Here is a 22,998-nt window from a genome sequence, read left to right as displayed (position 1 = left end):
CAATTGGCGAAAGGCGCAAGTCGGCCAAATGGTCACACGCGCGTGGCGATCGCCCGCGTCAGAGGCTTTTTGCCCCAGGCTTCATTCACCGCGCTTCTTGCTGCCCGCCTTGCCGCCTCTGCCACGAGATCGGGATCCTTGCGCCGCACTTTCGGGATACTTTCCACTGCCCCGATCACCGCATCGAGAACGATATCCTCGAAGTCCCGCCCCTTGTTGTCAGCTTCCGGCAGGCCGAAGAGCACCGCTTCGGGCTCGCCCACCAGCATGCCCTTTCCATCGATTGTGAGTGTCACGACCACGGCGCCAGCAAAGGAAAGCTTGCGCCGTTCGCGCACTCCGGTTTCCTCCGGGTCGCCCAAAATCGCGCCGTCCTTCACCGCTATGCCGACCGGCACCTCGTCGATAAGTTCCAGTTTGCCGGGCGCCAGGCGAACCAAATCGCCGTTTCGTGCGATCACCGTCTCCTTGATGCCCTGCTCGCGCGCGAATGCTTCCTGCGCGGCCAGATGCATCGCTTCTCCGTGTGCGGGCACCAGCGCTTGAGGTTTCAGCACGTCATAAAGCCGCTCAAGCTCTCCTTTTCGCGGATGGCCGGAAACATGCACCAGACCGTCCCGGTCGGTCATCACATCGATGCCCTGCTCGACAAGCTGGTTGATGATGGCGTTCACCGCTTTCTCGTTGCCGGGAATCGTGCGCGAGGAAAAGATCACGAGATCCTTCTTCGCAAGTGCCACATTGCGGTGGTCGCCCTGAGCGACTCTCGCCATGGCGGCTCTCGCCTCGCCCTGGCTCCCGGTCAGCAGCGCCACCACCTTGTCGCGCGGCAGATATCCGAAAGCCTCTTCGTCAAGAAACGGCGGCAAACCGTCGAGATAGCCAAGTTCGGACGCCACCTCTATCACCCGCTGCATCGAGCGGCCCATGACGACGACCTCCCGCCCTGCGGCCTTGGCAGCAAGGGCGATGGATCGGATGCGCGCTACGTTAGACGCGAATGTTGTCACCACCACGCGGTTGGAGGCATTGGCGATAATTTTTGCAAGTTCCCTTGCGACGTCTGCCTCGCTGGGGCTCACCCCGTCGCGCACCGCGTTGGTGCTGTCGCAGATAAGGGCTCTCACGCCTTCCCGCCCGATTTCCGCAAGTCGCTCAAGGTCGATCGGCTTGCCGACACCCGGTTCCGGATCGATCTTCCAGTCGCCTGAATGGACGACCGTACCGAGGCCGGTACGGATCGCGAGAGCGCAAGGCTCGGGGATTGAGTGCGACATGGCGATCACCTCGACGTCGAAAGCTCCTATTTCGAGGCGTTCGCCCTGTTTCACCACCGTTACCGGAATATGCTCGATACCATATTCGCTCTCTTTTTTTGCTTCGAGCAGGCCGGCGGTAAACGCCGTCATATAAAGCGGTGCCCGCAGCTTCGGCCAGAGATGAATAAGAGCTCCATAATGGTCTTCATGTGCATGCGTGATGACGATACCGTCGATCCGGTCGCGCTCTTCCTCCAAAAACCGGATGTCGGGCATCACGAGATCGATTCCAGGCAGATCAGGGCCCGCGAAGCTTACCCCGCAGTCGACAACGAGCCACCGACGATCGTCTTCGGATCCATACCCGTAAACACCGAGATTCATCCCGATTTCGCCAAGGCCACCCAGGGCGACGAATACGAGCTCACTGTCGCTCGACATGCATATACTCCTGACAGGCGGTTACGCTGGCCGCCATGAATTGTTTATTCGCCGAAGAAAACATCGCCCGCGGATATACGGTCTATTTCGCCGTTGTCGAGACGCAAGCGCAAGCGCCCATCCATTTCGAGGCCCAAAAAGACGCCTGCGATTTCCCGGTCCGGATACCGCACGTTGATCCGTTCGCCTAGGCCAACCGCCCGATGGAGCCAGTCTGTCCGGATTTTAGCAAATCCGCCTGGATAAGACCAAGCTTCAAGTCTCTCGGATATCGTATTGGCTACACGAAGGAAAACCATCTCCGGAGTTACCCGAAACCCGAAACCGGCCAAGTCTCCCGCCGGATAAAGGCCAAGATCCGGATGATGCGCGCAATTAACACCGAAGCCGCAAACGATTGCACGCCTTCCTTCTTCCAGCGTCAGCGCTTCAAGCAGGATACCGGAAATCTTGCGTCCCTCGATCAGAAGGTCGTTCGGCCATTTCAGCTTGACGACCCCAATCACTCCGCAAGCCTTCTCAACCGCATCGGCAAGCGCCACCGCGGCCACCATCGGCAACTCTCCGACACGCTCAGACGGACCCGGATCAATCAGCAGAAGCGATGCGTAGAAATTTCCTTTCTCGGATGTCCAGGCGCGTCCCCGCCGGGCCCTACCTGCGGTTTGCTCCGCTCCAATTATCCAGAGGCCGCCGGGATCACCTGCCCGTGCGGTCTCCATGGCAAGCGCGTTCGTCGACCCTACGGATGGGTAAGCTCTGAAACGATAACCCGGCGCATTTGGCACCGGGTGTTCGTTTCCGTCATAATCCATGTCGATCAGAATAGCGTTTTCGCCGCCGTTCCCGCCATTTCCACGATCGGCCCGGCAATAACGACGAAGAAGAGCACGAAGGCGCCAGATACGCCGAGCACGATCTTCATCTCACCCGGCATCGGCAGGAACTTCGGCGCCGGTTCATCGAAGAACATCACCTTGATGATACGCAGGTAATAGTAGGCGCCGACGACCGATGTGAGCACACCGATGACTGCGAGCGGATACAGCCCGGCCTCGACGGCTGCCAGGAACACATAGAACTTGGCGAAAAAGCCCACGAACGGCGGTATACCGGCGAGCGAGAACAAGATGACCGCAAGAAGGACAGCCATCGGCAGGTTCGTGCGCGAAAGACCGGAAAGCTCGTAGATTTCCTCAACCATTCCCTCTTTGCGCCGCATGGCGAGAATACAGGCGAATGCGCCGAGCGTCATGGCCATATACGCGGTAAGATAGACAATCACGCCTTCAACACCCTGCTCCGTGCCGGCGGCGAGACCAACAAGCGCGTAACCCATGTGACCGATCGAGGAGTAGGCCATCAGCCGCTTGATGTTACGCTGACCGATCGCCGCGAACGCGCCAAGCGCCATCGAAGCGATCGAGACGAAGACGATGATCTGCTGCCATTCGGATGTGATCGGGCTGAACGCGTCGACAACGATGCGCGTCAGCATTCCCATGGCGGCGATCTTAGGTGCCGCGGCGAAAAATGCCGTCACCGGTGTCGGCGCCCCCTCGTAGACATCCGGCGTCCACATGTGGAAGGGAACGGCGGATATCTTGAAAGCGATGCCGGCAAGAATGAACACCAGGCCGAAAATCAGCCCGAGAGAAGCCTCGTCCGCCGCCAGAACTTCGGCGATAGGGTCGAAGCCGGTATGGCCGGTAAAGCCGTAGACCAGTGACATGCCGTAAAGCAGCATGCCGGAAGATAGCGCTCCGAGAACGAAATACTTCAGTCCGGCTTCCGTCGAGCGAATGCTGTCCCGGTTAATCGAGGCGACGACGTAGAGCGACAGCGACTGCAGTTCCAGCCCAAGGTAGAGCGAGATCATGTCGTTCGCCGAAAGCATCAGGAGCATGCCGAGCGTCGCGATGACGATCAGCACCGGATATTCGAAACGCTCGAAATGCTCGCTGCGCGCATAGGCGACCGACATTGCGATCGCAAGACCTGAGCCGATCAGCGTCAGGATCTTCAGGTAACGGGCGAAACCGTCTTGTATGAACGCGCCGCCGAAGGTCGTACCCTCCGCCGGGCTGAAGATGTAAATCAGCACCGCAACCGCAAGAAGCGCGACCGACATTCCCGTGACGATCGGCGTTGAACGTTCGCCGCCAAAGACGCCGACCATCAAGAGAACAAGTGCACCCACGGCAAGAAGCAGTTCCGGCAGGGCCGGCATCAGATCGGGAAGTTCGCTTACCATCGTTTATTCTCGCCCTTCTGACCTTTAATGCGCCAGCGATGCCGTCTGCTGGGCCGTTTCCAGCGCGGCTTGATAGTTCTGGATGAGTTGATCGACAGACGCCTGCGTCACGTCGAATACCGGTGCCGGATAGAACCCGAAGAAGATCGTCAGCACGACGAGCGGAGCCAGGATAACGCGCTCACGAACCGAAAGATCGAGTATCGACTTCAAATTCTCCTTGTCGATCACACCGAAAATTACCCGCCTGTAGAGGTAGAGCGCGTAGGCGGCAGACAGGATGACACCGGTCGTGGCGAATAGCGCGACCCAGGTGTTTACCCTGAACACGCCAACCAGCGTCAGGAACTCGCCGACGAACCCGCTCGTGCCCGGCAGGCCGACATTGGCCATAGTGAAGATCATGAAAGCAACGGCATAGGCTGGCATGCGGTTGACGAGCCCACCGTAGGCATCGATTTCGCGCGTATGCATCCTGTCGTAAATCACACCCACGCAAAGGAAAAGCGCGCCGGATACGATGCCGTGCGAAAGCATCTGGAAGATACCGCCCTGCAGGCCCTGCTCGGTCATCGTGAATAGGCCCATGGTGACATAGCCCATATGCGCCACCGAGGAATAGGCGATCAGCTTTTTGATGTCTTCCTGCGCGAGCGCAACGAGCGAGGTGTAGATGATCGCCACCACAGACAATGTGAATATGAACGGCGCGAACAGGTCGCTCGCCACCGGGAACATCGGCAGCGAGAAGCGCAGGAACCCGTAGCCCCCCATTTTCAGCAGGATGCCGGCCAGGATCACCGAACCCGCCGTCGGCGCTTCCACATGCGCATCCGGAAGCCACGTATGCACCGGCCACATCGGCATTTTCACCGCGAAGCTCGCGAAAAAGGCGATCCACAGCCACGTCTGCATCTCTGCCGGGAAGGAATGCGCCAAAAGTGTCGGAATATCGGTCGTACCGGCATTCCAGTACATCGCCATAATGGCGATGAGCATCAGCACGGAGCCAAGCAGCGTGTAAAGAAAGAACTTGTAGCTTGCATAAACGCGCCGCTTGCCGCCCCACACCCCGATGATCAGGAACATCGGGATAAGGCCTCCTTCGAAGAAGACATAGAAAACAACGAGATCGAGCGCGCAGAAGACACCGATCATCAGTGTCTCGAGCACGAGGAACGCGATCATGTACTCCTTGACACGGTTCTCGATGCTCCGCCAGCTCGCGAGAATGCAGAATGGCATCAGGAACGTCGTGAGGATGACGAACAGCATAGAGATGCCGTCGACGCCCATCCGGTAAGTGATGTTTCCGCCAAGCCAATCCGCCCGTTCCTCGAACTGGAACCCGGGGTTCTGCGTGTCGAAATTGATCCAGATGATCAGGGAGACGATGAACGTGAATACCGTCGTGATCAGGGATACGCGGCGGATGTTTTCCTTGGCGCTGTCCTCTTCGCCGCGGACGAGGAGAATGAAGAGAACGCCGACCAGCGGAAGAAACGTTATGGTGCTGAGAATAGGCCAGCTCATTATTGGGCACTCCCGCCGCCGAACATGGACCAGGTTACAAGGGCTGCAACGCCGATGAGCATGGCGAACGCATAGTGATAGATGTAGCCGGTCTGCAGCCGGACGACCCACGTCGTAACGTTCTGCACCCTGGCTGCGACGCCGTCCGGACCGAACCCGTCGATCGTCGCGCCATCGCCCTTCTTCCAGAGTTGACGACCAATCCACAACGCGGGACGTACGAAGATCGCGTCATAAAGCTCGTCGAAGTACCACTTGTTTAGCAGGAACTTGTAGAGCCCCTCATGCCGCTCGGCCAGACGCTTCGGGGTGTCCGGCGAACGGATGTAGAAGTGCCAGGCCACCAAGAACCCGCCGATCATCATGACGAGCGGAGAGAATTTCACCCAAGCCGGGACCTCGTGCATGTCATGCAGCACGTGGTTTTCTTCGGAGGTGAAAAGCGAAACCCGCCAGAACTCGCCATAACCTTCACCTATGAAGAAACCAGAGAAGATCAGGCCCGCGAACAACGCACCCGCAGCCAGGATCATCAGCGGAACGGTCATGACATATGGAGATTCGTGTACGTGTTTCATCACGTCTACGGACGCGCGCGGCTTTCCATGGAACGTCATGAAGGCGAGACGCCAGGAATAGAACGACGTCAGGGCCGCAGCCGCCACCGTCAGCCAGAAGCCGTAGAGCGCGAAGCTGTTATGGCCGGCGTATGCCGCTTCGATAACTGCATCCTTCGAGAAGTAACCGGCCGTAAGAGGGAAGCCGGTTAGCGCGAGCGTTCCAATCACCATCATCCAGTAGGTGACGGGGATGTGCTTGCGCAAGCCGCCCATCTTTCGCATGTCCTGCTCGTCGGAAACGGCATGGATCACCGAACCTGCCCCCAGGAACAAAAGCGCCTTGAAGAAGGCATGCGTGAAGAGATGGAAGATACCGACAGAATAGGCGCCGACACCGAGCGCCACGAACATATAACCGAGCTGTGAACAGGTCGAATAGGCGATCACCCGCTTGATGTCGTTCTGTACCAGGCCAACCGTGGCCGCGAAGAAAGCCGTCGTCGCCCCGATAAAGGTCACAAAGGTTAGCGCGGTATGCGAAAGCTCGAACAGCGGCGAAAGACGCGCGACCATGAAGACGCCAGCGGTAACCATCGTCGCCGCGTGGATAAGCGCGGAAACCGGAGTCGGGCCTTCCATCGCATCCGGCAGCCAGGTGTGCAGCAGGAACTGCGCCGATTTGCCCATGGCGCCCATGAAGAGCAGCAGGCAGAGCGCCGTCATCGCGCCGTGGGCGTCGAGATGATAGCCGAGGAAATCTAGAACCGGTTCGCCGTGCCCCCCTTCGACAAAGGCTTGAGCATTGGCGAAGACCGTGTCGAGATCGATCGAATTGAACAAATAAAAGACACCGAAGATGCCGAGCGCGAAGCCGAAGTCACCAACGCGATTGACGACGAAAGCCTTGATCGCCGCCGCGTTGGCTGACGGCTTTTGATACCAGAAACCGATCAGCAGATAGGACGCCAGGCCCACACCTTCCCAGCCGAAGAACATCTGTAGAAGGTTGTCAGCCGTCACCAGCGTCAGCATCGCGAAGGTGAATAGCGACAGATACGCAAAAAAGCGCGGACGGTGCGGATCGTGATGCATGTAGCCGATGGAATAGACATGCACCAGCGCCGAAACCGTGTTCACCACCACCAGCATGACAACGGTCAACGTATCGACGCGGATCATCCAGTTCACATCGAGTGTGCCGGAGTTGATCCACCTGAGCACTGTCACATGCTGGGGCGCCGCATCGGTAAAACCGACGGAGAAGAATGCGATCCACGACAGGATCGCCGCGACGATAAGAAGGCCGGAAGTAATATACTCGCTGGCCTTGGCTCCGATCGTCCGTCCGAAAAGACCTGCGATCAGAAAGCCGATAAGCGGCAGGAAAACGATAGCCGAATACATCCGCCCCTCAGCCCTTCATCATGTTGATGTCTTCCACGGCGATGGAGCCGCGGTTTCGGAAAAACGCAACGAGAATGGCAAGCCCGATGGCCGCCTCCGCCGCTGCGACGGTAAGAACCAGAAGAGCGAACACCTGTCCCACCAAGTCCCCAAGGAAGGACGAAAACGCGACCAGGTTGATGTTGACGGCCAAGAGCAGCAGTTCGATCGACATCAGAATGATGATGACGTTCTTCCTGTTGAGGAAGATGCCGAAGATCCCAATCGTGAACAGGATCGCCGCAACCGTCAGATAGTGTGACAGACCGATTTCCATGGGCGCCTCGCCGTGCTCCCCCGTATCCAGTTTCCGGACGATCCCGTGGGGTGGGATCGTGCGTTTGAACGTTTTGTTTTCCGGTCGAACGGCTGGCGTCAGATGCCCTTGCCGGTTTCGACCTTGCGAACTTCGATCGCCGTCTCGCGGTTCCGCGCGACCTGCGTCGGGATATCCTGCCGCTTCACCCCTTCCTTGTGGCGCAGCGTAAGCACGATAGCGCCCACCATGGCCACCAGAAGAACCAGCCCGGCAATCTGGAAAAAGAAGATGTAGCGCGTGTAGAGAACCTCGCCGAGCGCCTGAATGTTCGAGACCTGCTCGATGGGCGGTATCGGAGCCGCCACATTGACCGGCACTTCAGGCGCGAATGTCCATGCCCCGAGCCCGAGAAGCAGTTCGACCAGGAGGATGATCCCCACAAGACCGCCAACGGGCAGGTACTGCAGGAAGCCCTGTCTTAGTTCCACGAAATCGACGTCAAGCATCATGACGACAAAGAGGAACAGCACCATGACCGCACCGACATAGACGACGATCAGGATCATGGCCAGGAATTCTGCTCCGAGCAGGATGAACAACCCTGCCGCGTTGAAGAACGCAAGGATCAGGAACAGAACCGAGTGCACGGGATTGCGCGAAGCGATCACCATGAAGCCCGAGGCGACGCATATCGCCGCGAAAACGTAAAAAAAGACGGCTTGCAGGACCATGTCTGGGATTGCCCCCGTCACTCTCCAAGACCGGCCTGCCCTGGGGTTGAATTACCCCAAAACAGAAAAGCCGATCGCTTCTGGTTACCGGAGCCCCGATCGGCGTTCATGCGAACGCCGCCGGTTCCGGAAATTCTAAAGCCCCTGAAGGGCCATTCTCGACGCGCACTCGGTTACCCCGGTCTGCCCGCCGCGTCCACTTTTCTTCCGCACTTACCGCGTTCAGCGGTATGGCGCATCCATCGCTATGTTCCGCGCGATCTCCCGCTCCCAGCGGTCGCCATTGGCAAGAAGCTTTTCCTTGTCGTAATAGAGCTCTTCACGAGTTTCCGTGGCGAACTCAAAATTCGGCCCTTCGACGATGGCATCCACCGGGCAGGCTTCCTGGCAGAAGCCGCAATAAATGCATTTCACCATGTCGATGTCGTAGCGCGTTGTGCGGCGCGTGCCGTCGTTGCGTCGCGGGCCCGCTTCAATGGTGATCGCCTGCGCCGGGCAGATCGCTTCGCAAAGCTTGCAGGCAATGCAGCGTTCCTCGCCGTTGGGATAACGCCTAAGCGCGTGTTCTCCGCGAAACCTCGGGCTCACCGGACCCTTCTCGAAGGGGTAGTTGATCGTCGGTTTCGGTTTGAAGAAGTATCTCATGGCGAGAAAGAACGCCGACACGAACTCCTTCAGAAAGAGCGAATTGGCGGCCTGTTGCAGTCCCATGACCCAAATGCCTCTCTCGCGGTTCAACTCAGCCGGTCATTGACACGGCGGCTATGTAACCGATCACCGGGAACGCGATGATCGTCGTGATTAGTACTAGGATCCGGATACCTTCCCGGTTCCGTACCAGGATATCCTCCGCACCCTTCCTCTGTTTTCGCCGATCCAACCGCCCGTTAAGGACGCCGGTGACGATTTTATAGTCCAACCATCCGATATAGAGCCCAATGGCCGCTCCGATCAGCCCTGCGAGCGATATCGGCATGGTCTAGTCCTCAAGGCGCCCAGCCTGTCGCCATCAGCACGGCGGCAACGATGAACACCATGGCAAGCGACAGCGGCAGAAATACCTTCCAGCCGAGGCGCATGAGCTGGTCATAGCGGTAACGCGGCACCATGGCCTTGACCATCGCGAACATGAAGAAGACGAAAAAAGCCTTCAGAGTGAACCAGATGATACCTGGCACCCAGGTGAACGGCGCGAAGTCGAACGGGGGCAACCAGCCGCCCATGAACAGGATCGTCGTCAGGGCGCACATCAACGCGATCGCGACGTATTCCCCGAGCATGAACATCATGTACGGCGTGGAGCCGTATTCCACCATGAAGCCCGCGACCAGTTCGGATTCAGCCTCCGCAAGGTCGAACGGGGGGCGGTTGGTCTCCGCAAGCGCCGACACGAAGAAGACAACGAACATCGGCAGCAGTGGGATCCAGTACCAGTTCAGGAACGTCAGCCACGGCAGGCCGATCATGTTCGCAAGACCGGTTTCCTGCGATTTCACGATCTCGCTCAGGTTCAGCGAGCCTGCGCACAGGAGAACGGTAACGATCACGAAGCCGATCGATACTTCATAGGAGACCATCTGCGCGGCCGAACGCAGCGCCGACAAAAAAGGATATTTCGAGTTTGATGCCCATCCGCCGATGATGACGCCATAAACGCCGAGTGAAGAAATGGCGAAGATATAAAGGATGCCGACGTTGATATCGGCGATCACCCACCCCTCGGCAACCGGCACAACCGCCCAGGCGGCAAGGGACAGCATTACCATGACGAGCGGTGCAAGCAGGAACAGGCCCTTGTTGGAGCTTGCCGGAATAACCGGCTCCTTCAGGACGAACTTCAGAAGATCGGCGAAGGACTGCAGCAGCCCCCATGGTCCAACCACGTTCGGTCCACGCCGGATCTGAACCGCCGCCCAGATCTTGCGGTCGGCATAGAGGATATAGGCAATCGCAATCAGAAGCACGACCATGAGCAGCAAGCTCTGGGCGACCATGATAATCAGCGGCAGAAGATAATCCGCCCAAAGATCAGCCATTCTAGCCTCCGCCCCTTACTCGGCTGCCTCGACCGCGCGCGCCTTCGCCTCTGCCGAACATTCGGCCATGACGCTGGACGCCCGTGCGATCGGGTTGGTCAGATAGAAATCCTGGAAAGCATTGGCGAATGGCGCCTTGTCCATTTTGCCGCCAAGCTTGGCGGCATTCCCAACACCTTCGTTGCCTGCGTCGGCGATCTGGTCGACCCCAGCCATCAGCGGGCAGGCTTCATAAAGCGCGCGACGCAGTTCTCCAAGCGAATCGAAGGAAAGTACCGCATCCAGCTCTGCCGAAAGGGCGCGCAGGATCGCCCAGTCCTCACGTGCTTCGCCCGGCGGGAAACCGGCGCGGTCGCCAACCTGGACGCGACCTTCGGTATTCACCCATGTGCCGGATTTTTCGGTATAGGCTGCCCCGGGCAGTATCACTTCCGCGCGGTGGGCTCCACGGTCGCCATGTGTGCCTATGTAAACGACGAAAGCATTACCGAAAGCGGCCATGTCGAGTTCATCGGCACCCAGCAGGAATACGACCTCGATGTCGCCCTTGGCCGCCGCTTCCTGAATTCCACCGGTGTCAAGTCCGCCCTCGCCCGGCACGAAGCCCACGTCAAGGGCACCCACCCGCGAAGCAGCCGTATGCAGGACGCTGAAGCCATTCCAGTCATCGGTAACGGCGCCCACATCCATCGCGAGCTTCGCGGCTGCCGAAAGCACCGCCTTGCCGTCGGCGCGCATCAATGCACCCTGGCCAATGATGATCAAAGGCCGCTCGGCGTCTTTCAGCACCTTCGCGAAGTCCGATTTGCCCGAAGCGATGTCTGAAAGCGTTTCCGGCCCGGCCCCGAGATAGGTCGTGGGATAAGTTAGATCCGCCGCTTCGCCGATCACGCCCACCGGAAGCCGCCCCATGCGCATACGTTTGCGGATCCGTGCGTTCAGAACAGGTGCCTCAATGCGCGGATTGGAGCCGACGATAAGCACGGCATCCGCGTCCTCGATGCCTTGCACCGTCGAATTGAAGAGATAGGAAGAACGCCCGAGTGCTGGGTCAAGCGCCGTTCCGTCTTGACGGCAGTCCATATGCGGGCTTCCAAGCGAATCCATAAGGCTTTTAAGCGCGAACACTTCTTCAACGCTGGCAAGATCGCCGGCGATCGCCGCAACCTTGCTTCCCCCGGCAGCCTTCACTTTCTCCGCAATCGCTGCGAAAGCATCCCTCCAGGAAGCAGCTGAGAGTTTGCCGTCACGCTTTATGTAGGGCCTGTCGAGACGTTGCGCGCGCAACCCGTCCCAGATGTAGCGGGACTTGTCGGAAATCCATTCCTCGTTCACTGCCTCGTTGAGGCGCGGCAGGATGCGCATAACCTCGCGTCCGCGCGTGTCGATGCGGATAGCCGAACCGAGCGCGTCCATCACGTCAACACCCTCGGTCTTCTTGAGCTCCCAGGGCCGCGCCTTGAAGGCATAGGGTTTATGCGTCAGCGCCCCGACTGGACAGAGATCGACGACGTTACCCTGCATCTCGGAAGACAGCGACTGTTCGAGGTAGGACGTGATTTCAGCGTCCTCACCACGGCCGATCAATCCAAGATCGGAAACGCCGCACACCTCGGTCGTGAAGCGAACGCAGCGCGTGCAATGGATGCACCGCGTCATGATCGTCTTGACGAGCGGGCCGATATATTTGTCTTCCACCGCGCGCTTGTTTTCCTGATAGCGCGAAGCGTCGACACCATAGGCCATCGCCTGGTCCTGCAGGTCGCATTCACCGCCCTGATCGCAAATCGGGCAATCCAGAGGGTGGTTGATCAGCAGGAACTCCATGACGCCTTCGCGGGCCTTCTTGACCATCGGCGTCTTGGTGAAAATTTCGGGCGCCTCGCCGTTCGGTCCGGGCCGCAGGTCGCGTACGTTCATGGCGCAAGACGCAACGGGCTTCGGCGGCCCGCCCTTCACTTCCACCAGGCACATGCGGCAGTTACCGGCGATCGACAGCCGGTCATGGAAGCAGAATCGCGGGATCTCGGCACCGGCTTCCTCACACGCCTGAAGAAGCGTGTACTCGGGCGGCACCTCGATTTCCTTCCCGTCGACGATGATCGTACGCATCGCTTTCTCCGAATTCCTTGACCGGCCTTACTCAGCCGCCGCGAGAGCGGCACCCGACGACCGCGCTTTCGCGGTGTACTGGTCGATACGCTCTTCGATTACCGGGCGGAAATTCCTGATAAGCCCCTGGATCGGCCAGGCGGCAGCATCGCCGAGGGCGCAGATGGTGTGGCCTTCGACCTGCTTCGTCACCTCAAAGAGCATGTCGATTTCCTCTCGCGAGGCATTGCCCTTCACCATGCGTTCCATGACGCGCCACATCCAGCCCGTGCCTTCCCGGCAGGGCGTGCACTGACCGCAACTCTCGTGCTTGTAGAAGTAGCTGAGCCTCGCGATCGCCTTGATGATGTCGGTGGACTTGTCCATCACGATCACGGCCGCCGTTCCTAGGCCCGAACCCTTTTCCTTCAGGCTGTCGAAGTCCATCCCGCAGTCGGCAATATCCTCGCCTTTCACGCAAGGCACGGACGAGCCGCCAGGAATCACTGCCATCAGGTTGTCCCAACCGCCGCGAATGCCGCCGCAGTGCTTGTCGATCAACTCGCGGAAGGAGATCCCCATCTCCTCTTCCACGGTGCAGGGTTTGTTTACATGGCCCGATACGCAAAAGAGCTTGGTACCCGTGTTGTTGGGTCTTCCAAGACCCGCGAACCATGCTGCCCCGCGACGAAGGATCGTCGGCGCAACCGCAATCGATTCGACGTTGTTGACCGTCGTCGGGCAGCCATAAAGACCGACATTCGCCGGAAACGGCGGCTTCAGACGGGGCTGGCCCTTCTTGCCTTCGAGGCTTTCGAGAAGTGCCGTTTCCTCACCACAGATATAGGCGCCCGCGCCGTGGTGGACGTAGATGTCGAAATCGTAGCCATGCACGTTGTTCTTGCCAATCAGCCCGGCTTCGTAAGCCTGGTCGATCGCGGCCTGCAAACGCTCGCGCTCGCGGATGAATTCGCCGCGCACATAGATGTAGGCGGCAATGGCGCCCATGGCGAAACCGGCTACCAGGCAACCTTCGACCAGCGTATGCGGATCGTGGCGCATGATCTCTCGGTCCTTACAGGTGCCGGGTTCGGACTCGTCCGCATTGACGACGAGATAGGCCGGCCTGCCGTCGCTTTCCTTCGGCATGAAGGACCACTTCAACCCTGTCGGAAAACCCGCCCCGCCACGCCCGCGCAGGCCCGACGCTTTCATCTGGTCGATGATCCAGTCGCGCCCCTTTTCGAGGATCGCCTTGGTCCCGTCCCATTGGCCGCGCTGACGCGCGCCCTCAAGGCCCCAGTCGTGCAGCCCGTAGATATTGGTGAAGATCCGATCCTGATCCTTCAGCATCCCGTTCCCTCACCTCATGACTTGGATGTCGGCACGTCGCCATCGTCGACGCGCTTGGAAAATTTGGTTTCACCGCCCTCGGCCAGCGTTTTGGCTTGCGCGATCCAGTCTTCGCGGTCGATGCGGCCCTTGAACATCAGGCGCTCGTCCACCCACGCCTTGTTGTTCTCATTCCACGCCGCGATCTGGTCGAAGTGGTAGACACCCATCTCATTCAGAATGCCTTCGATCTTCGGACCCACGCCGCGAATCCGCTTCAGGTCGTCCGCCGCGCCACCGCGCGGCCCTTTCAGAAGCTCGGGCTTGTGATCGTCGGAGACAGTATGTTCGTCCGTTGGTTCAGAGCGCGCCGCCTCAACTTCTGGCCGGTCCTCGGCTTTCGGCTTGCCAACGTTTTCAGCCTTCGCCTGTTTCGTGCGGGGAGAGGTCTTCTCGCTCGTTTTCCTGGTGCTCGGCTTCTTCCCCGAGGTCCCCTTCCCGTCACCGGGAATACCATCGAAGTCGTTGCCGCCGGAATTGATCGATGCGCCAGCGAAAACGTGCGAGGCGGCTTCCGCGCCATTCACCACATGTGCGACCGGATCCACGCCCTTCGTTTTGTCTTTGATCTCGCTAAGCGTCGTCGCCCCGCCTTCTGGAGCGCCAAACCTGCGGTCGATCTGCGGCCCGGGCGTCACTTCGCGGCCCGCGGAAATGTCGTCGATGAGCTGCTCAAGGCTTTCCGGCGTCAGATCTTCATAGGTGTCCTTGAAGATCTGGATCATCGGGGCGTTCACGCAGGCACCCAGACACTCGACTTCTTCCCAGGAAAAATCGCCATCTTCGGACAGATCATGCGCGTGTGCGGCGATCTTGCGTTTGCAGACCTTGATAAGATCTTCCGCGCCGCGAAGCTGGCACGGCGTCGTTCCGCACACTTGGATATGCGCCTTCTTGCCGACCGGCTGAAGCTGGAACATCGTGTAGAAAGTGGCGACTTCCAGCACCCGGATATGCGGCATACCCAGCATATCCGCGATATAGCGGATCGCCGGTTCCGGCAACCAGCCATTGTGCTGCTCCTGCGCCCGCCACAGAAGCGGGATGACGGCGGAGGCCTGCCGCCCTTCCGGGTAGCGGCCGATCACTTTCTGCGCCCAGTCGTAATTCGCATCGCTGAATGCGAAGCTTTCGGGCTGCTCGTGATAAAGGCGACGAACGGCCATTACCGGTCAACCTCTCCGAACACGATATCGAGGGAACCGAGGACGGCCGAAACGTCGGCAAGCAAGTGTCCGCGGCAAAGGAAATCCATCGCCTGAAGATGCGCGAAACCTGGCGCCTTGATCTTGCAGCGATAGGGCTTGTTGGTCCCGTCGGAGACGAGATAGACGCCGAATTCGCCTTTCGGCGCCTCCACGGCGGCATAAACCTCGCCCTCTGGTACATGGTAGCCTTCGGTGTAGAGCTTGAAGTGGTGGATCAGCGCCTCCATGGAGCGCTTCATCTCGCCACGCTTGGGCGGGAACACCTTTCCGTCGGTCGTATACGCCGGGCCGGTTTCCACCGTCAGTTTTTCCAGGCACTGCTTCATGATTCGCACTGACTGGCGCATTTCTTCCATGCGAATGAGATAGCGGTCGTAGCAGTCGCCGTTCTTTCCGATAGGGATATCGAAGTCCAGTTCGTCGTAGCACTCGTAGGGCTGCGCCTTGCGCAGGTCCCACGGCGCGCCGGAACCGCGCACCATCACACCGGAAAATCCCCGTGCCCACGCTTCGTCCAGCGACACGACACCGATATCGACATTGCGCTGCTTGAAAATGCGGTTTTCTGTCAGAAGGCCTTCAAGGTCGTCGCATACCTTGAGGAACGGATCGCAGAAATCCCAGATATCGTCGAGCAGTTCCTTGGGCAGGTCCTGATGCACGCCGCCCGGGCGCACATAGGCCGCATGCATGCGCGAACCCGATGCACGCTCGTAGAACACCATCAGCTTCTCGCGCTCCTCGAAGCCCCACAGCGGCGGGGTGAGCGCGCCGACGTCGAGCGCCTGCGTCGTGATGTTCAGGATATGCGACAGGATCCGGCCGATCTCGGAATAAAGCACGCGGATCAACTGGCCACGCTTCGGCACAGTGATGCCGACGAGCTTTTCCACCGCCAGTGCGAAGGCATGCTCCTGGTTCATCGGCGCGACATAGTCGAGCCGGTCGAAATAAGGCACACCTTGCAGGTAAGTCTTGTGCTCCAGCAGCTTCTCCGTGCCGCGGTGAAGCAGGCCGATATGCGGGTCGACGCGGGTAACCACCTCTCCGTCGAGCTCCAGCACGAGGCGAAGCACTCCATGCGCCGCCGGATGCTGCGGGCCGAAGTTGATGTTGAAATTGCGAACCTGAGCCTCTGCCATCGCCCGCCTCAATTCGTCTTGGCTTTTTCGTCACCCGGCAACACGTAATCCGTGCCCTCCCAGGGAGACAGAAAGTCGAAATCGCGGAACTCCTGCGTCAGGCGCACAGGCTCGTAGACCACCCGCTTCTTCTCGTCGTCGTAGCGCACTTCCACGTAACCGGTCAGAGGGAAGTCCTTTCTCAGCGGGAATCCGTCGAAACCGTAATCGGTCAGGATACGGCGCAGGTCCGGGTGAGCGGAAAAGAGCACGCCGTACATGTCGTAGACTTCCCGCTCGAACCAGTCGGCGCCCGGAAAGACGCCGAACGCGGAAGGAACCTGGCTGTCCTCGTCCGCCTCCACCTTTACTCGAACGCGCAGGTTCTGGCGCGGTGAGAGCAGGTGGTAGACGACATCGAAGCGCCGCTCCCGGCTTGGCCAGTCGACACCGCAGATATCGACCAGATTAATGAACTGGCAGCTTGCGTCATCGCGCAGGAACCGGAGAACCGACACGATTTCCGCCGCACGCGCGATCAATGTCAGTTCCCCATAGGCGACACTCCATCCGTCAAGCGAATCACCGAGCGACGCCTGAATATGTTCGCCTAGTTCCGCGAGCGTCTCGTCCATGAGATTTCCACCCGTCCCGTTTGGACCTGTTTGAACCTGCAATTCCCTGCGCCGCCTCAGCGCTCGATCGTGCCTGTGCGGCGAATCTTCTTTTGCAGAAGAAGAACGCCGTAAAGCAGCGCTTCGGCGGTCGGCGGACAGCCCGGCACGTAGATATCGACCGGAACGACACGGTCGCATCCGCGGACCACCGAATAGGAATAGTGATAGTAACCGCCGCCGTTTGCGCAGGACCCCATGGAGATCACGTAGCGCGGCTCCGGCATCTGGTCGTAGACCTTGCGAAGCGCGGGCGCCATCTTGTTGGTCAGCGTCCCGGCGACAATCATGACGTCCGACTGGCGCGGACTGGCGCGCGGTGCGAAACCGAACCGCTCGCCGTCATAGCGCGGCATCGACATCTGCATCATTTCGACGGCGCAGCAGGCCAGACCGAACGTCATCCACATCAGCGAACCGGTGCGCGCCCACTGAATGAGGCTGTCGGAAGCGGTAACTAGGAAACCCTTGTCGGCCAGTTCGTTGTTGATTTCCAGGAAGTAGGCGTCGTCCGCGCCCACGGGGTTGCCCGTATTCGGGTCGATTATGCCCTTCGGCTGCGGCGCGACGAGCGGCTGGGAAGTCGTCAATCCCATTCCAGGGCCCCCTTCTTCCATTCGTAGATGAAGCCGATCGTGAGCACGGCCAGGAAGATCGACATCGACCAGAAGCCATACCAGCCCAAGTCGCCGAACACGGCTGACCACGGGAACAGGAAGGCCACCTCAAGATCGAAGATGATGAAGAGAATCGATACCAGGTAGAACCGGACGTCGAACTTCATGCGGGCGTCGTCGAATGCGTTGAAGCCGCATTCATAGGCCGACAGCTTCTCCGAATCCGGGTTCTTGTAGGCAATCAGGAACGGCGACAGCAAAAGCGCCAAGCCGATTGCCAGTGCAACACCAATGAACACGATGATGGGAACGTATTCCCTCAGGAGGTCTTCCATTTTTCAGCCGTGTCCCTGCCAATGGACCGAATTACCGGTGAACTCGAAGGCCTTCCCTTGCTGGGTGCGGCGCTGCCGCAATCGGAAAGCCCCCGGTCATGACCGGCGATCGAATGCCCGTGGAACGATGCATCGGATCGCGTCGGCACGCTTAGCCCACGCTCATGCCCAACGCAAGTCCCACAAGCGCTTATAATCGCGACGGATTGCGGATAACCAAGCGGCAGAAGGCAGGATACCCACAGACGCCGGCCATCAACATCACGCGATTGTCTGCAGGTGGAAAACTAACACTCTCGCGGTATCCGGCAACCCGCCATTTGTTTGTGGCGAGCCGCAAGGCGCGGAAGTCAGAGAGTTGGTTGGAAAAGAAAAACGCGCTCCTGGAGCGCATGGTTTCCGCAGTGCAGCCAGGCGCGGGCTTTGGCTGATCGATCCGTCATGGATAGAAAATACGACTGGCGCGAGTGACGGGGCTCGAACCCGCGACCTCCGGCGTGACAGGCCGGCACTCTAACCAACTGAGCTACACCCGCTCGCCTGGTCGTATTCTTCCTGGCCGCTTCTCTGAAATATCTGATCTTTCAGGGAAGTGGCGCGAGTGACGGGGCTCGAACCCGCGACCTCCGGCGTGACAGGCCGGCACTCTAACCAACTGAGCTACACCCGCGTACATCGAAGCGGTGCGTCACCGCTTGAAGTGGCGCTGATTTACGGCGCTGCGCCACTTTAGTCAAGGGTTGGTCGCTGGTGTTTGTAACGTTTTTCCAAAACGCCCATGTTCGGGCGCGGTCCCCCGCCCTTCCCCGCTCCTTTCCATGGTTTTTCACTGTGGATAAGGAGAAGCTGTTGAAACGCTTGAGTGATACCTTCTATCGGTGAAACGGCCCGCACAAACTATGCGAGGCGACAGCAGCCATAAGCGCGCGCCATATCCGCCGTAAGTCACCGGCCAGAGCAATATGGAATCGACCAACCCCAGCTCATTTCCGAAAGGCAGGCGATTCAATCCGCCGTCGGCGCTATTCGGGTTTAGCGGTCAGACGCTCAAACCTATCTTAGGAAGACACATGTCTTGCTAGCGGATCGGGCCCATAGAAATTCACTCCGTGCGTCCCCTTCAACATCCCCAGGATGATCAATAGAACAAAAAAGACGATTGTAGAGGCCAAACTTAGCATGGATTCGAGAGATTCTGGTATTTCCGCCATAAAATAACGAATGACAACCGGAATCGTCAGGATCCCATAAAGTGTAACCATCGTATGTCCACTATACTCGCGATCATGAAACCGCTTAATCCCTAATGCGATGGTCGGATATGAAAATATAATCCAATGAATTAACTTTCCGGATGGAGTTAATGTAATTTTCGTTCTCGAAAATTCCTGCGGAGTAGCACCTTCGATCAGGATTGTGCCTACCGTTGTCCGAATTACGCTTAGGCCAAACAAATGCAGTATCCAGCCCAACACCAGTCCACCTAACAAGAGCGCTGCGGCCCCCATCCAAAACTGCTTGCGACTGATGCGGCCTTCCAAGCTAAAGAAAAGCGATACGAGATTCATGACAGGATAGACTCCCGAATCAATATTTTAGAAAAATCAACACTAATATAATATCCGCCCTGGAGCGGAGAACAATAAATGGCTTCGCGGAGGAGAGAGGAAGCGGTCTTTCTCAATATTTTTTTGGCGTCTTCCCGATTAAGTCTCATCGCCAATTGAATCTGGCGTAAAAGTTCCGCCCACACGGACAATTGGCAACTTCGGGAATAATGGTGGGCGGTGAGAGACTCGAACTCCCGACATCCTCGGTGTAAACGAGGCGCTCTACCAACTGAGCTAACCGCCCATAACGGCGCTGCATGTGCGCGCCTTGGGATTTCCGGATGTCTATGCGCTCGCAGCGCGGATTGCAAGCGCGAAGCGCCACTTTCCAATATTCCAAACCCCGATTTCCAAAATTCATGACTACGCCATCGCGAAACAAAAAAGCCCTGCGGGACATTTGTCCCGCAGGGCCTTTAAAGGCCTGTCTTGTCAGCCGCCTCAGGCGTTGACTGCGTCCTTGAGACCCTTGCCGGCCTTGAACTTCGGCGTCTTGGACGCCGGGATCTTGATCGCTTCGCCCGTGCGCGGGTTGCGGCCTTCGGTGGCGGCACGCTCGGAAACGGAGAAGTTGCCGAATCCGATGATGCGCACTTCGCTGCCGGACTGCAAAGTGCCGGTAATCGCGTCGAAGGTAGCATCCACGGCTTCACCCGCCTGCGCCTTGGTCAGCCCGGTCTTCTCGGCCACGGCTGCGATCAGATCATTCTTGTTCATGGCAGTCACCTTTCTTGGAAACCTCGGTATGCCCGCCGATTCGAACGGGCTCCGGTGGCGACAGTCTTTCGAATCATTGCCCAACGCAAGCCGAAATTGGCGGAATTCCGGGATTTTTTGCTCAAAAACACCATTTTTTCAAAAGAAAAGGCCTCGGCAGGTGCCAAGGCCTTCAATTTTTCGTTCCGGATGACGCCTCAGTGAGCGACGAGACCGGGTGATTCTTCGTCCGCCGCAGCGGCATCCGCCGGAGTCGAAGCTTCCTTCTCGTTCCACTCGATTGCTTCCGGCATGCGCGTCAGCGCCTTGGACAGCACTTCGTCCATACGCGATACAGGCACGATATCGAGACTGTTCTTCACATTATCGGGGATGTCCGCGAGGTCTTTCGCGTTATCTTCCGGGATCAGAACCGTCTTCATGCCGCCGCGAAGGGCCGCAAGCAGCTTCTCCTTCAGCCCACCGATCGGCAGGACACGGCCGCGAAGCGTGATCTCGCCGGTCATGGCCACATCCCGGCGCACGGGAATGCCTGTCATGATGGAGATCACGGCAGTCGCCATGGCAATGCCTGCGGAAGGTCCGTCCTTCGGCGTCGCCCCCTCCGGCACATGCACGTGGATATCGCGCTTGTCGAAGAGCGGCGGTTCGATGCCGAAATCGACACTACGCGAACGCACGTAGGACGCGGCCGCGGAGATCGATTCCTTCATCACGTCGCGCAGATTGCCGGTCACCGTCATCTTGCCCTTGCCGGGCATCATGACGCCTTCCACCGTCAGCAGTTCGCCGCCGACCTCCGTCCACGCAAGCCCGGTCACAACGCCGACCTGGTCTTCCTGCTCCGCCTCGCCGTAGCGATAGCGCGGCACGCCGAGATAGTCCTCCACGATCTTGTCGTCGACGACGATCTTCGTCTTGTCGGACATGAGGATGTCCTTGACCGCCTTTCGCGCAAGCGTGGCGAGTTCGCGCTCGAGGTTACGCACACCCGCCTCGCGGGTATAGCGGCGGATCACGGTGCGCAGCGCCGTGTCGTCAACCTCGAACTCACCTTCTTTCAGGCCATGATCCTTGATGCCCTTGGGCAGCAGGTGCCGCCTCGCGATCTCGACCTTCTCATCCTCGGTGTAGCCCGCGATCCGGATGATCTCCATTCGGTCCATCAAGGGGCCGGGAATGTTGAGCGTATTCGCCGTGGTCACGAACATCACGTCCGAAAGGTCGTATTCGACCTCCAGGTAGTGGTCCATGAACGTCGAGTTCTGCTCCGGGTCGAGCACTTCCAGCAACGCGGAAGACGGGTCGCCGCGGAAATCCATGCCCATCTTGTCAATCTCGTCGAGCAGGAAGAGCGGATTGGACTTCTTCGCCTTCTTCATCGACTGGATGACCTTGCCGGGCATCGAGCCGATGTAGGTGCGGCGATGACCGCGGATTTCGGCTTCGTCACGCACACCGCCAAGCGACATGCGGATGAACTCGCGCCCTGTAGCCTTGGCGATCGACTTGCCGAGCGAGGTCTTGCCGACGCCGGGAGGGCCGACAAGACACAGGATCGGACCCTTGAGCTTGTTGGCACGCTTCTGCACCGCCAGATATTCGACGATACGCTCCTTCACCTTCTCAAGGCCGTAGTGGTCGGAATTCAGCACTTCCTCGGCGAAGGAAAGATCGTGTTTGACCTTGCTGCGCCGTCCCCAGGGAATGCCGAGCAGCCAATCGAGGTAATTGCGCACGACTGTGGCTTCGGCCGACATCGGGCTCATCTGCTTGAGCTTCTTCAGCTCCGCATTCGCCTTTTCCCGCGCTTCCTTGGAAAGCTTGGTCTTGGAAATGCGCTCTTCCAGCTCGGCAACCTCGTCACGGCCATCCTCGCCGTCGCCGAGTTCCTTCTGGATCGCCTTCATCTGCTCGTTCAGATAGTACTCGCGCTGTGTCTTTTCCATCTGGCGCTTCACGCGCGAGCGGATACGCTTTTCCACCTGCAGAACGGAGATTTCGCTCTCCATGAGGCCGAGCACGCGCTCAAGCCGCTGCGAGACCGAGGCAATCCCGAGGATTTCCTGCTTTTCGGGGATCTTCACCGCAAGGTGGGAGGCGATCGTGTCGGCGAGCTTTGAATATTCGTCGATCTGGCTGACAGCGCCCAGAACTTCCGGCGAAACCTTCTTGTTCAGTTTGACATAGCTCTCGAACTCCGACACGACGGAGCGGGCCAGCGCTTCCACTTCCACGGTTTCGGCATCAGTGTCCGGCAACGGCTCGGCGTGGGCTTCGAAAAGGTCTTCGCGGTCCGTATATGCGCCGATATTGGCGCGTGAAACGCCTTCCACCAGCACCTTCACCGTATTATCGGGAAGCTTCAGGAGCTGGAGTACGGTCGCAAGCGTCCCGACGTTGTAGATGTCTTCGGGAGAGGGTTCGTCATCGGAAGCGTTCACCTGCGTTGCGAGCAGGATCTGCTTGTCCGAATTCATCACCTCTTCCAGCGCGCGGATCGATTTCTCGCGCCCGACAAACAACGGCACGATCATATGCGGGAACACGACGATGTCGCGGAGCGGCAGAACCGGGTAGACGGTTCCCCCGCTCCCGCCCGCGGGTCGCGTCTGGAATTCTGTCATTTCGTTTCCTTTCATCGCGGCCCGCCGTCCCCGAATACTCGCAGAAACGCACGGGCGCTTAAATGACGGCGTCCGGACGGATGCCGGAAA

At 58.9% G+C, this 22,998-nt stretch carries 19 protein-coding genes and 3 tRNA genes; all 22 read right to left on the bottom strand.

The window, feature by feature from the left end:
• Positions 1-32 precede the first annotated feature (32 nt).
• The 22 genes from HPQ64_RS13410 to lon all read right to left on the bottom strand — a co-directional run bounded on the left by HPQ64_RS13410 (position 33) and on the right by lon (position 22,908).
• On the bottom strand, positions 33-1,700 hold the full coding sequence (locus tag HPQ64_RS13410) for a ribonuclease J (RefSeq protein ID WP_172888997.1): 1,668 nt from the start codon (positions 1,698-1,700) through the stop codon (positions 33-35).
• Between the two features lie 44 nt (positions 1,701-1,744).
• Positions 1,745-2,515 carry a biotin--[acetyl-CoA-carboxylase] ligase gene (locus HPQ64_RS13405; RefSeq protein WP_172888996.1) on the bottom strand — a complete coding sequence of 257 codons (771 nt, stop codon included), beginning with the start codon at positions 2,513-2,515 and terminating at the stop codon, positions 1,745-1,747.
• Positions 2,516-2,520: 5 nt separating this feature from the next.
• Positions 2,521-3,954: an NADH-quinone oxidoreductase subunit NuoN gene (gene nuoN / locus HPQ64_RS13400; protein WP_172888995.1), complete on the bottom strand. Its 1,434-nt coding sequence runs from the start codon at positions 3,952-3,954 to the stop codon at positions 2,521-2,523.
• Between the two features lie 24 nt (positions 3,955-3,978).
• Complete coding sequence (locus HPQ64_RS13395) at positions 3,979-5,490, bottom strand: NADH-quinone oxidoreductase subunit M (RefSeq protein ID WP_172889588.1); 1,512 nt, start codon at positions 5,488-5,490, stop codon at positions 3,979-3,981.
• The gene (gene nuoL, locus HPQ64_RS13390) at positions 5,487-7,451 is read right to left on the bottom strand and encodes an NADH-quinone oxidoreductase subunit L (protein ID WP_172888994.1); all 1,965 of its coding nucleotides are present in this window, start codon (positions 7,449-7,451) and stop codon (positions 5,487-5,489) included. Before nuoL ends, HPQ64_RS13395 begins: the two co-directional genes overlap by 4 nt.
• Before the next feature lie 7 nt (positions 7,452-7,458).
• Positions 7,459-7,767 carry an NADH-quinone oxidoreductase subunit NuoK gene (gene nuoK, locus HPQ64_RS13385; protein ID WP_160777487.1) on the bottom strand — a complete coding sequence of 103 codons (309 nt, stop codon included), beginning with the start codon at positions 7,765-7,767 and terminating at the stop codon, positions 7,459-7,461.
• A 98-nt stretch (positions 7,768-7,865) separates the two neighbouring features.
• Positions 7,866-8,480, bottom strand: coding sequence for an NADH-quinone oxidoreductase subunit J (locus HPQ64_RS13380; RefSeq protein ID WP_172888993.1), 615 nt, complete (start codon positions 8,478-8,480; stop codon positions 7,866-7,868).
• A 222-nt stretch (positions 8,481-8,702) separates the two neighbouring features.
• Positions 8,703-9,191, bottom strand: coding sequence for an NADH-quinone oxidoreductase subunit NuoI (nuoI, locus tag HPQ64_RS13375; RefSeq protein ID WP_172888992.1), 489 nt, complete (start codon positions 9,189-9,191; stop codon positions 8,703-8,705).
• Between the two features lie 275 nt (positions 9,192-9,466).
• The gene (gene nuoH, locus HPQ64_RS13370; RefSeq protein ID WP_172888991.1) at positions 9,467-10,516 is read right to left on the bottom strand and encodes an NADH-quinone oxidoreductase subunit NuoH; all 1,050 of its coding nucleotides are present in this window, start codon (positions 10,514-10,516) and stop codon (positions 9,467-9,469) included.
• A 15-nt stretch (positions 10,517-10,531) separates the two neighbouring features.
• A complete protein-coding gene (gene nuoG / locus HPQ64_RS13365; RefSeq protein WP_172888990.1) occupies positions 10,532-12,628 on the bottom strand; it encodes an NADH-quinone oxidoreductase subunit NuoG in 2,097 nt (698 codons plus the stop codon).
• 27 nt (positions 12,629-12,655) lie between these two features.
• Positions 12,656-13,960, bottom strand: coding sequence for an NADH-quinone oxidoreductase subunit NuoF (gene nuoF, locus HPQ64_RS13360; RefSeq protein WP_172888989.1), 1,305 nt, complete (start codon positions 13,958-13,960; stop codon positions 12,656-12,658).
• A 14-nt stretch (positions 13,961-13,974) separates the two neighbouring features.
• Complete coding sequence (locus HPQ64_RS13355; RefSeq protein ID WP_172888988.1) at positions 13,975-15,165, bottom strand: NADH-quinone oxidoreductase subunit E; 1,191 nt, start codon at positions 15,163-15,165, stop codon at positions 13,975-13,977.
• Positions 15,165-16,349: an NADH-quinone oxidoreductase subunit D gene (locus HPQ64_RS13350; protein WP_172888987.1), complete on the bottom strand. Its 1,185-nt coding sequence runs from the start codon at positions 16,347-16,349 to the stop codon at positions 15,165-15,167. Before HPQ64_RS13350 ends, HPQ64_RS13355 begins: the two co-directional genes overlap by 1 nt.
• Positions 16,350-16,357: 8 nt before the next feature.
• Positions 16,358-16,963, bottom strand: coding sequence for an NADH-quinone oxidoreductase subunit C (locus HPQ64_RS13345; protein WP_172888986.1), 606 nt, complete (start codon positions 16,961-16,963; stop codon positions 16,358-16,360).
• A 56-nt stretch (positions 16,964-17,019) separates the two neighbouring features.
• Positions 17,020-17,598: a NuoB/complex I 20 kDa subunit family protein gene (locus HPQ64_RS13340; RefSeq protein ID WP_172888985.1), complete on the bottom strand. Its 579-nt coding sequence runs from the start codon at positions 17,596-17,598 to the stop codon at positions 17,020-17,022.
• The gene (locus HPQ64_RS13335; protein ID WP_172888984.1) at positions 17,589-17,954 is read right to left on the bottom strand and encodes an NADH-quinone oxidoreductase subunit A; all 366 of its coding nucleotides are present in this window, start codon (positions 17,952-17,954) and stop codon (positions 17,589-17,591) included. The genes HPQ64_RS13340 and HPQ64_RS13335 overlap by 10 nt, the downstream gene beginning before the upstream one ends.
• Before the next feature lie 459 nt (positions 17,955-18,413).
• Positions 18,414-18,490 (bottom strand) — tRNA-Asp (locus HPQ64_RS13330).
• A 57-nt stretch (positions 18,491-18,547) separates the two neighbouring features.
• A tRNA-Asp gene (locus HPQ64_RS13325) sits at positions 18,548-18,624 on the bottom strand.
• A gap of 388 nt (positions 18,625-19,012) precedes the next feature.
• Positions 19,013-19,522, bottom strand: coding sequence for a DUF805 domain-containing protein (locus HPQ64_RS13320; protein WP_172888983.1), 510 nt, complete (start codon positions 19,520-19,522; stop codon positions 19,013-19,015).
• 210 nt (positions 19,523-19,732) lie between these two features.
• Positions 19,733-19,808 (bottom strand) — tRNA-Val (locus tag HPQ64_RS13315).
• Positions 19,809-20,005: 197 nt separating this feature from the next.
• On the bottom strand, positions 20,006-20,281 hold the full coding sequence (locus HPQ64_RS13310; RefSeq protein ID WP_172888982.1) for an HU family DNA-binding protein: 276 nt from the start codon (positions 20,279-20,281) through the stop codon (positions 20,006-20,008).
• Between the two features lie 197 nt (positions 20,282-20,478).
• Entirely contained in the window at positions 20,479-22,908 is a 2,430-nt protein-coding gene (gene lon, locus HPQ64_RS13305) for an endopeptidase La (RefSeq protein WP_172888981.1), read from the bottom strand.
• Positions 22,909-22,998: the final 90 nt, after the last annotated feature.

It is taken from the genome of Hongsoonwoonella zoysiae (genome assembly GCF_013266695.1).
In the GTDB taxonomy this organism is placed as follows: Bacteria; Pseudomonadota; Alphaproteobacteria; order Rhizobiales; family Stappiaceae; genus Hongsoonwoonella; species Hongsoonwoonella zoysiae.
Note: the sequence above shows the minus strand (reverse complement) of the source record. Positions and strands in the feature narration are given on the sequence as shown.

Coding starts and splice junctions, on each gene's coding strand:
- HPQ64_RS13410 (WP_172888997.1), bottom strand. CDS start 1,700: ATGTCGAGCGACAGTGAGCTCGTATTCGTCGCCCTGGGTGGCCTTGGC.
- HPQ64_RS13405 (WP_172888996.1), bottom strand. CDS start 2,515: ATGGATTATGACGGAAACGAACACCCGGTGCCAAATGCGCCGGGTTAT.
- nuoN (WP_172888995.1), bottom strand. CDS start 3,954: ATGGTAAGCGAACTTCCCGATCTGATGCCGGCCCTGCCGGAACTGCTT.
- nuoL (WP_172888994.1), bottom strand. CDS start 7,451: ATGTATTCGGCTATCGTTTTCCTGCCGCTTATCGGCTTTCTGATCGCA.
- nuoK (WP_160777487.1), bottom strand. CDS start 7,767: ATGGAAATCGGTCTGTCACACTATCTGACGGTTGCGGCGATCCTGTTC.
- HPQ64_RS13380 (WP_172888993.1), bottom strand. CDS start 8,480: ATGGTCCTGCAAGCCGTCTTTTTTTACGTTTTCGCGGCGATATGCGTC.
- nuoI (WP_172888992.1), bottom strand. CDS start 9,191: ATGGGACTGCAACAGGCCGCCAATTCGCTCTTTCTGAAGGAGTTCGTG.
- nuoH (WP_172888991.1), bottom strand. CDS start 10,516: ATGGCTGATCTTTGGGCGGATTATCTTCTGCCGCTGATTATCATGGTC.
- nuoG (WP_172888990.1), bottom strand. CDS start 12,628: ATGCGTACGATCATCGTCGACGGGAAGGAAATCGAGGTGCCGCCCGAG.
- nuoF (WP_172888989.1), bottom strand. CDS start 13,960: ATGCTGAAGGATCAGGATCGGATCTTCACCAATATCTACGGGCTGCAC.
- HPQ64_RS13355 (WP_172888988.1), bottom strand. CDS start 15,165: ATGGCCGTTCGTCGCCTTTATCACGAGCAGCCCGAAAGCTTCGCATTC.
- HPQ64_RS13350 (WP_172888987.1), bottom strand. CDS start 16,349: ATGGCAGAGGCTCAGGTTCGCAATTTCAACATCAACTTCGGCCCGCAG.
- HPQ64_RS13345 (WP_172888986.1), bottom strand. CDS start 16,963: ATGGACGAGACGCTCGCGGAACTAGGCGAACATATTCAGGCGTCGCTC.
- HPQ64_RS13340 (WP_172888985.1), bottom strand. CDS start 17,598: ATGGGATTGACGACTTCCCAGCCGCTCGTCGCGCCGCAGCCGAAGGGC.
- HPQ64_RS13335 (WP_172888984.1), bottom strand. CDS start 17,954: ATGGAAGACCTCCTGAGGGAATACGTTCCCATCATCGTGTTCATTGGT.
- HPQ64_RS13320 (WP_172888983.1), bottom strand. CDS start 19,522: ATGAATCTCGTATCGCTTTTCTTTAGCTTGGAAGGCCGCATCAGTCGC.
- HPQ64_RS13310 (WP_172888982.1), bottom strand. CDS start 20,281: ATGAACAAGAATGATCTGATCGCAGCCGTGGCCGAGAAGACCGGGCTG.
- lon (WP_172888981.1), bottom strand. CDS start 22,908: ATGACAGAATTCCAGACGCGACCCGCGGGCGGGAGCGGGGGAACCGTC.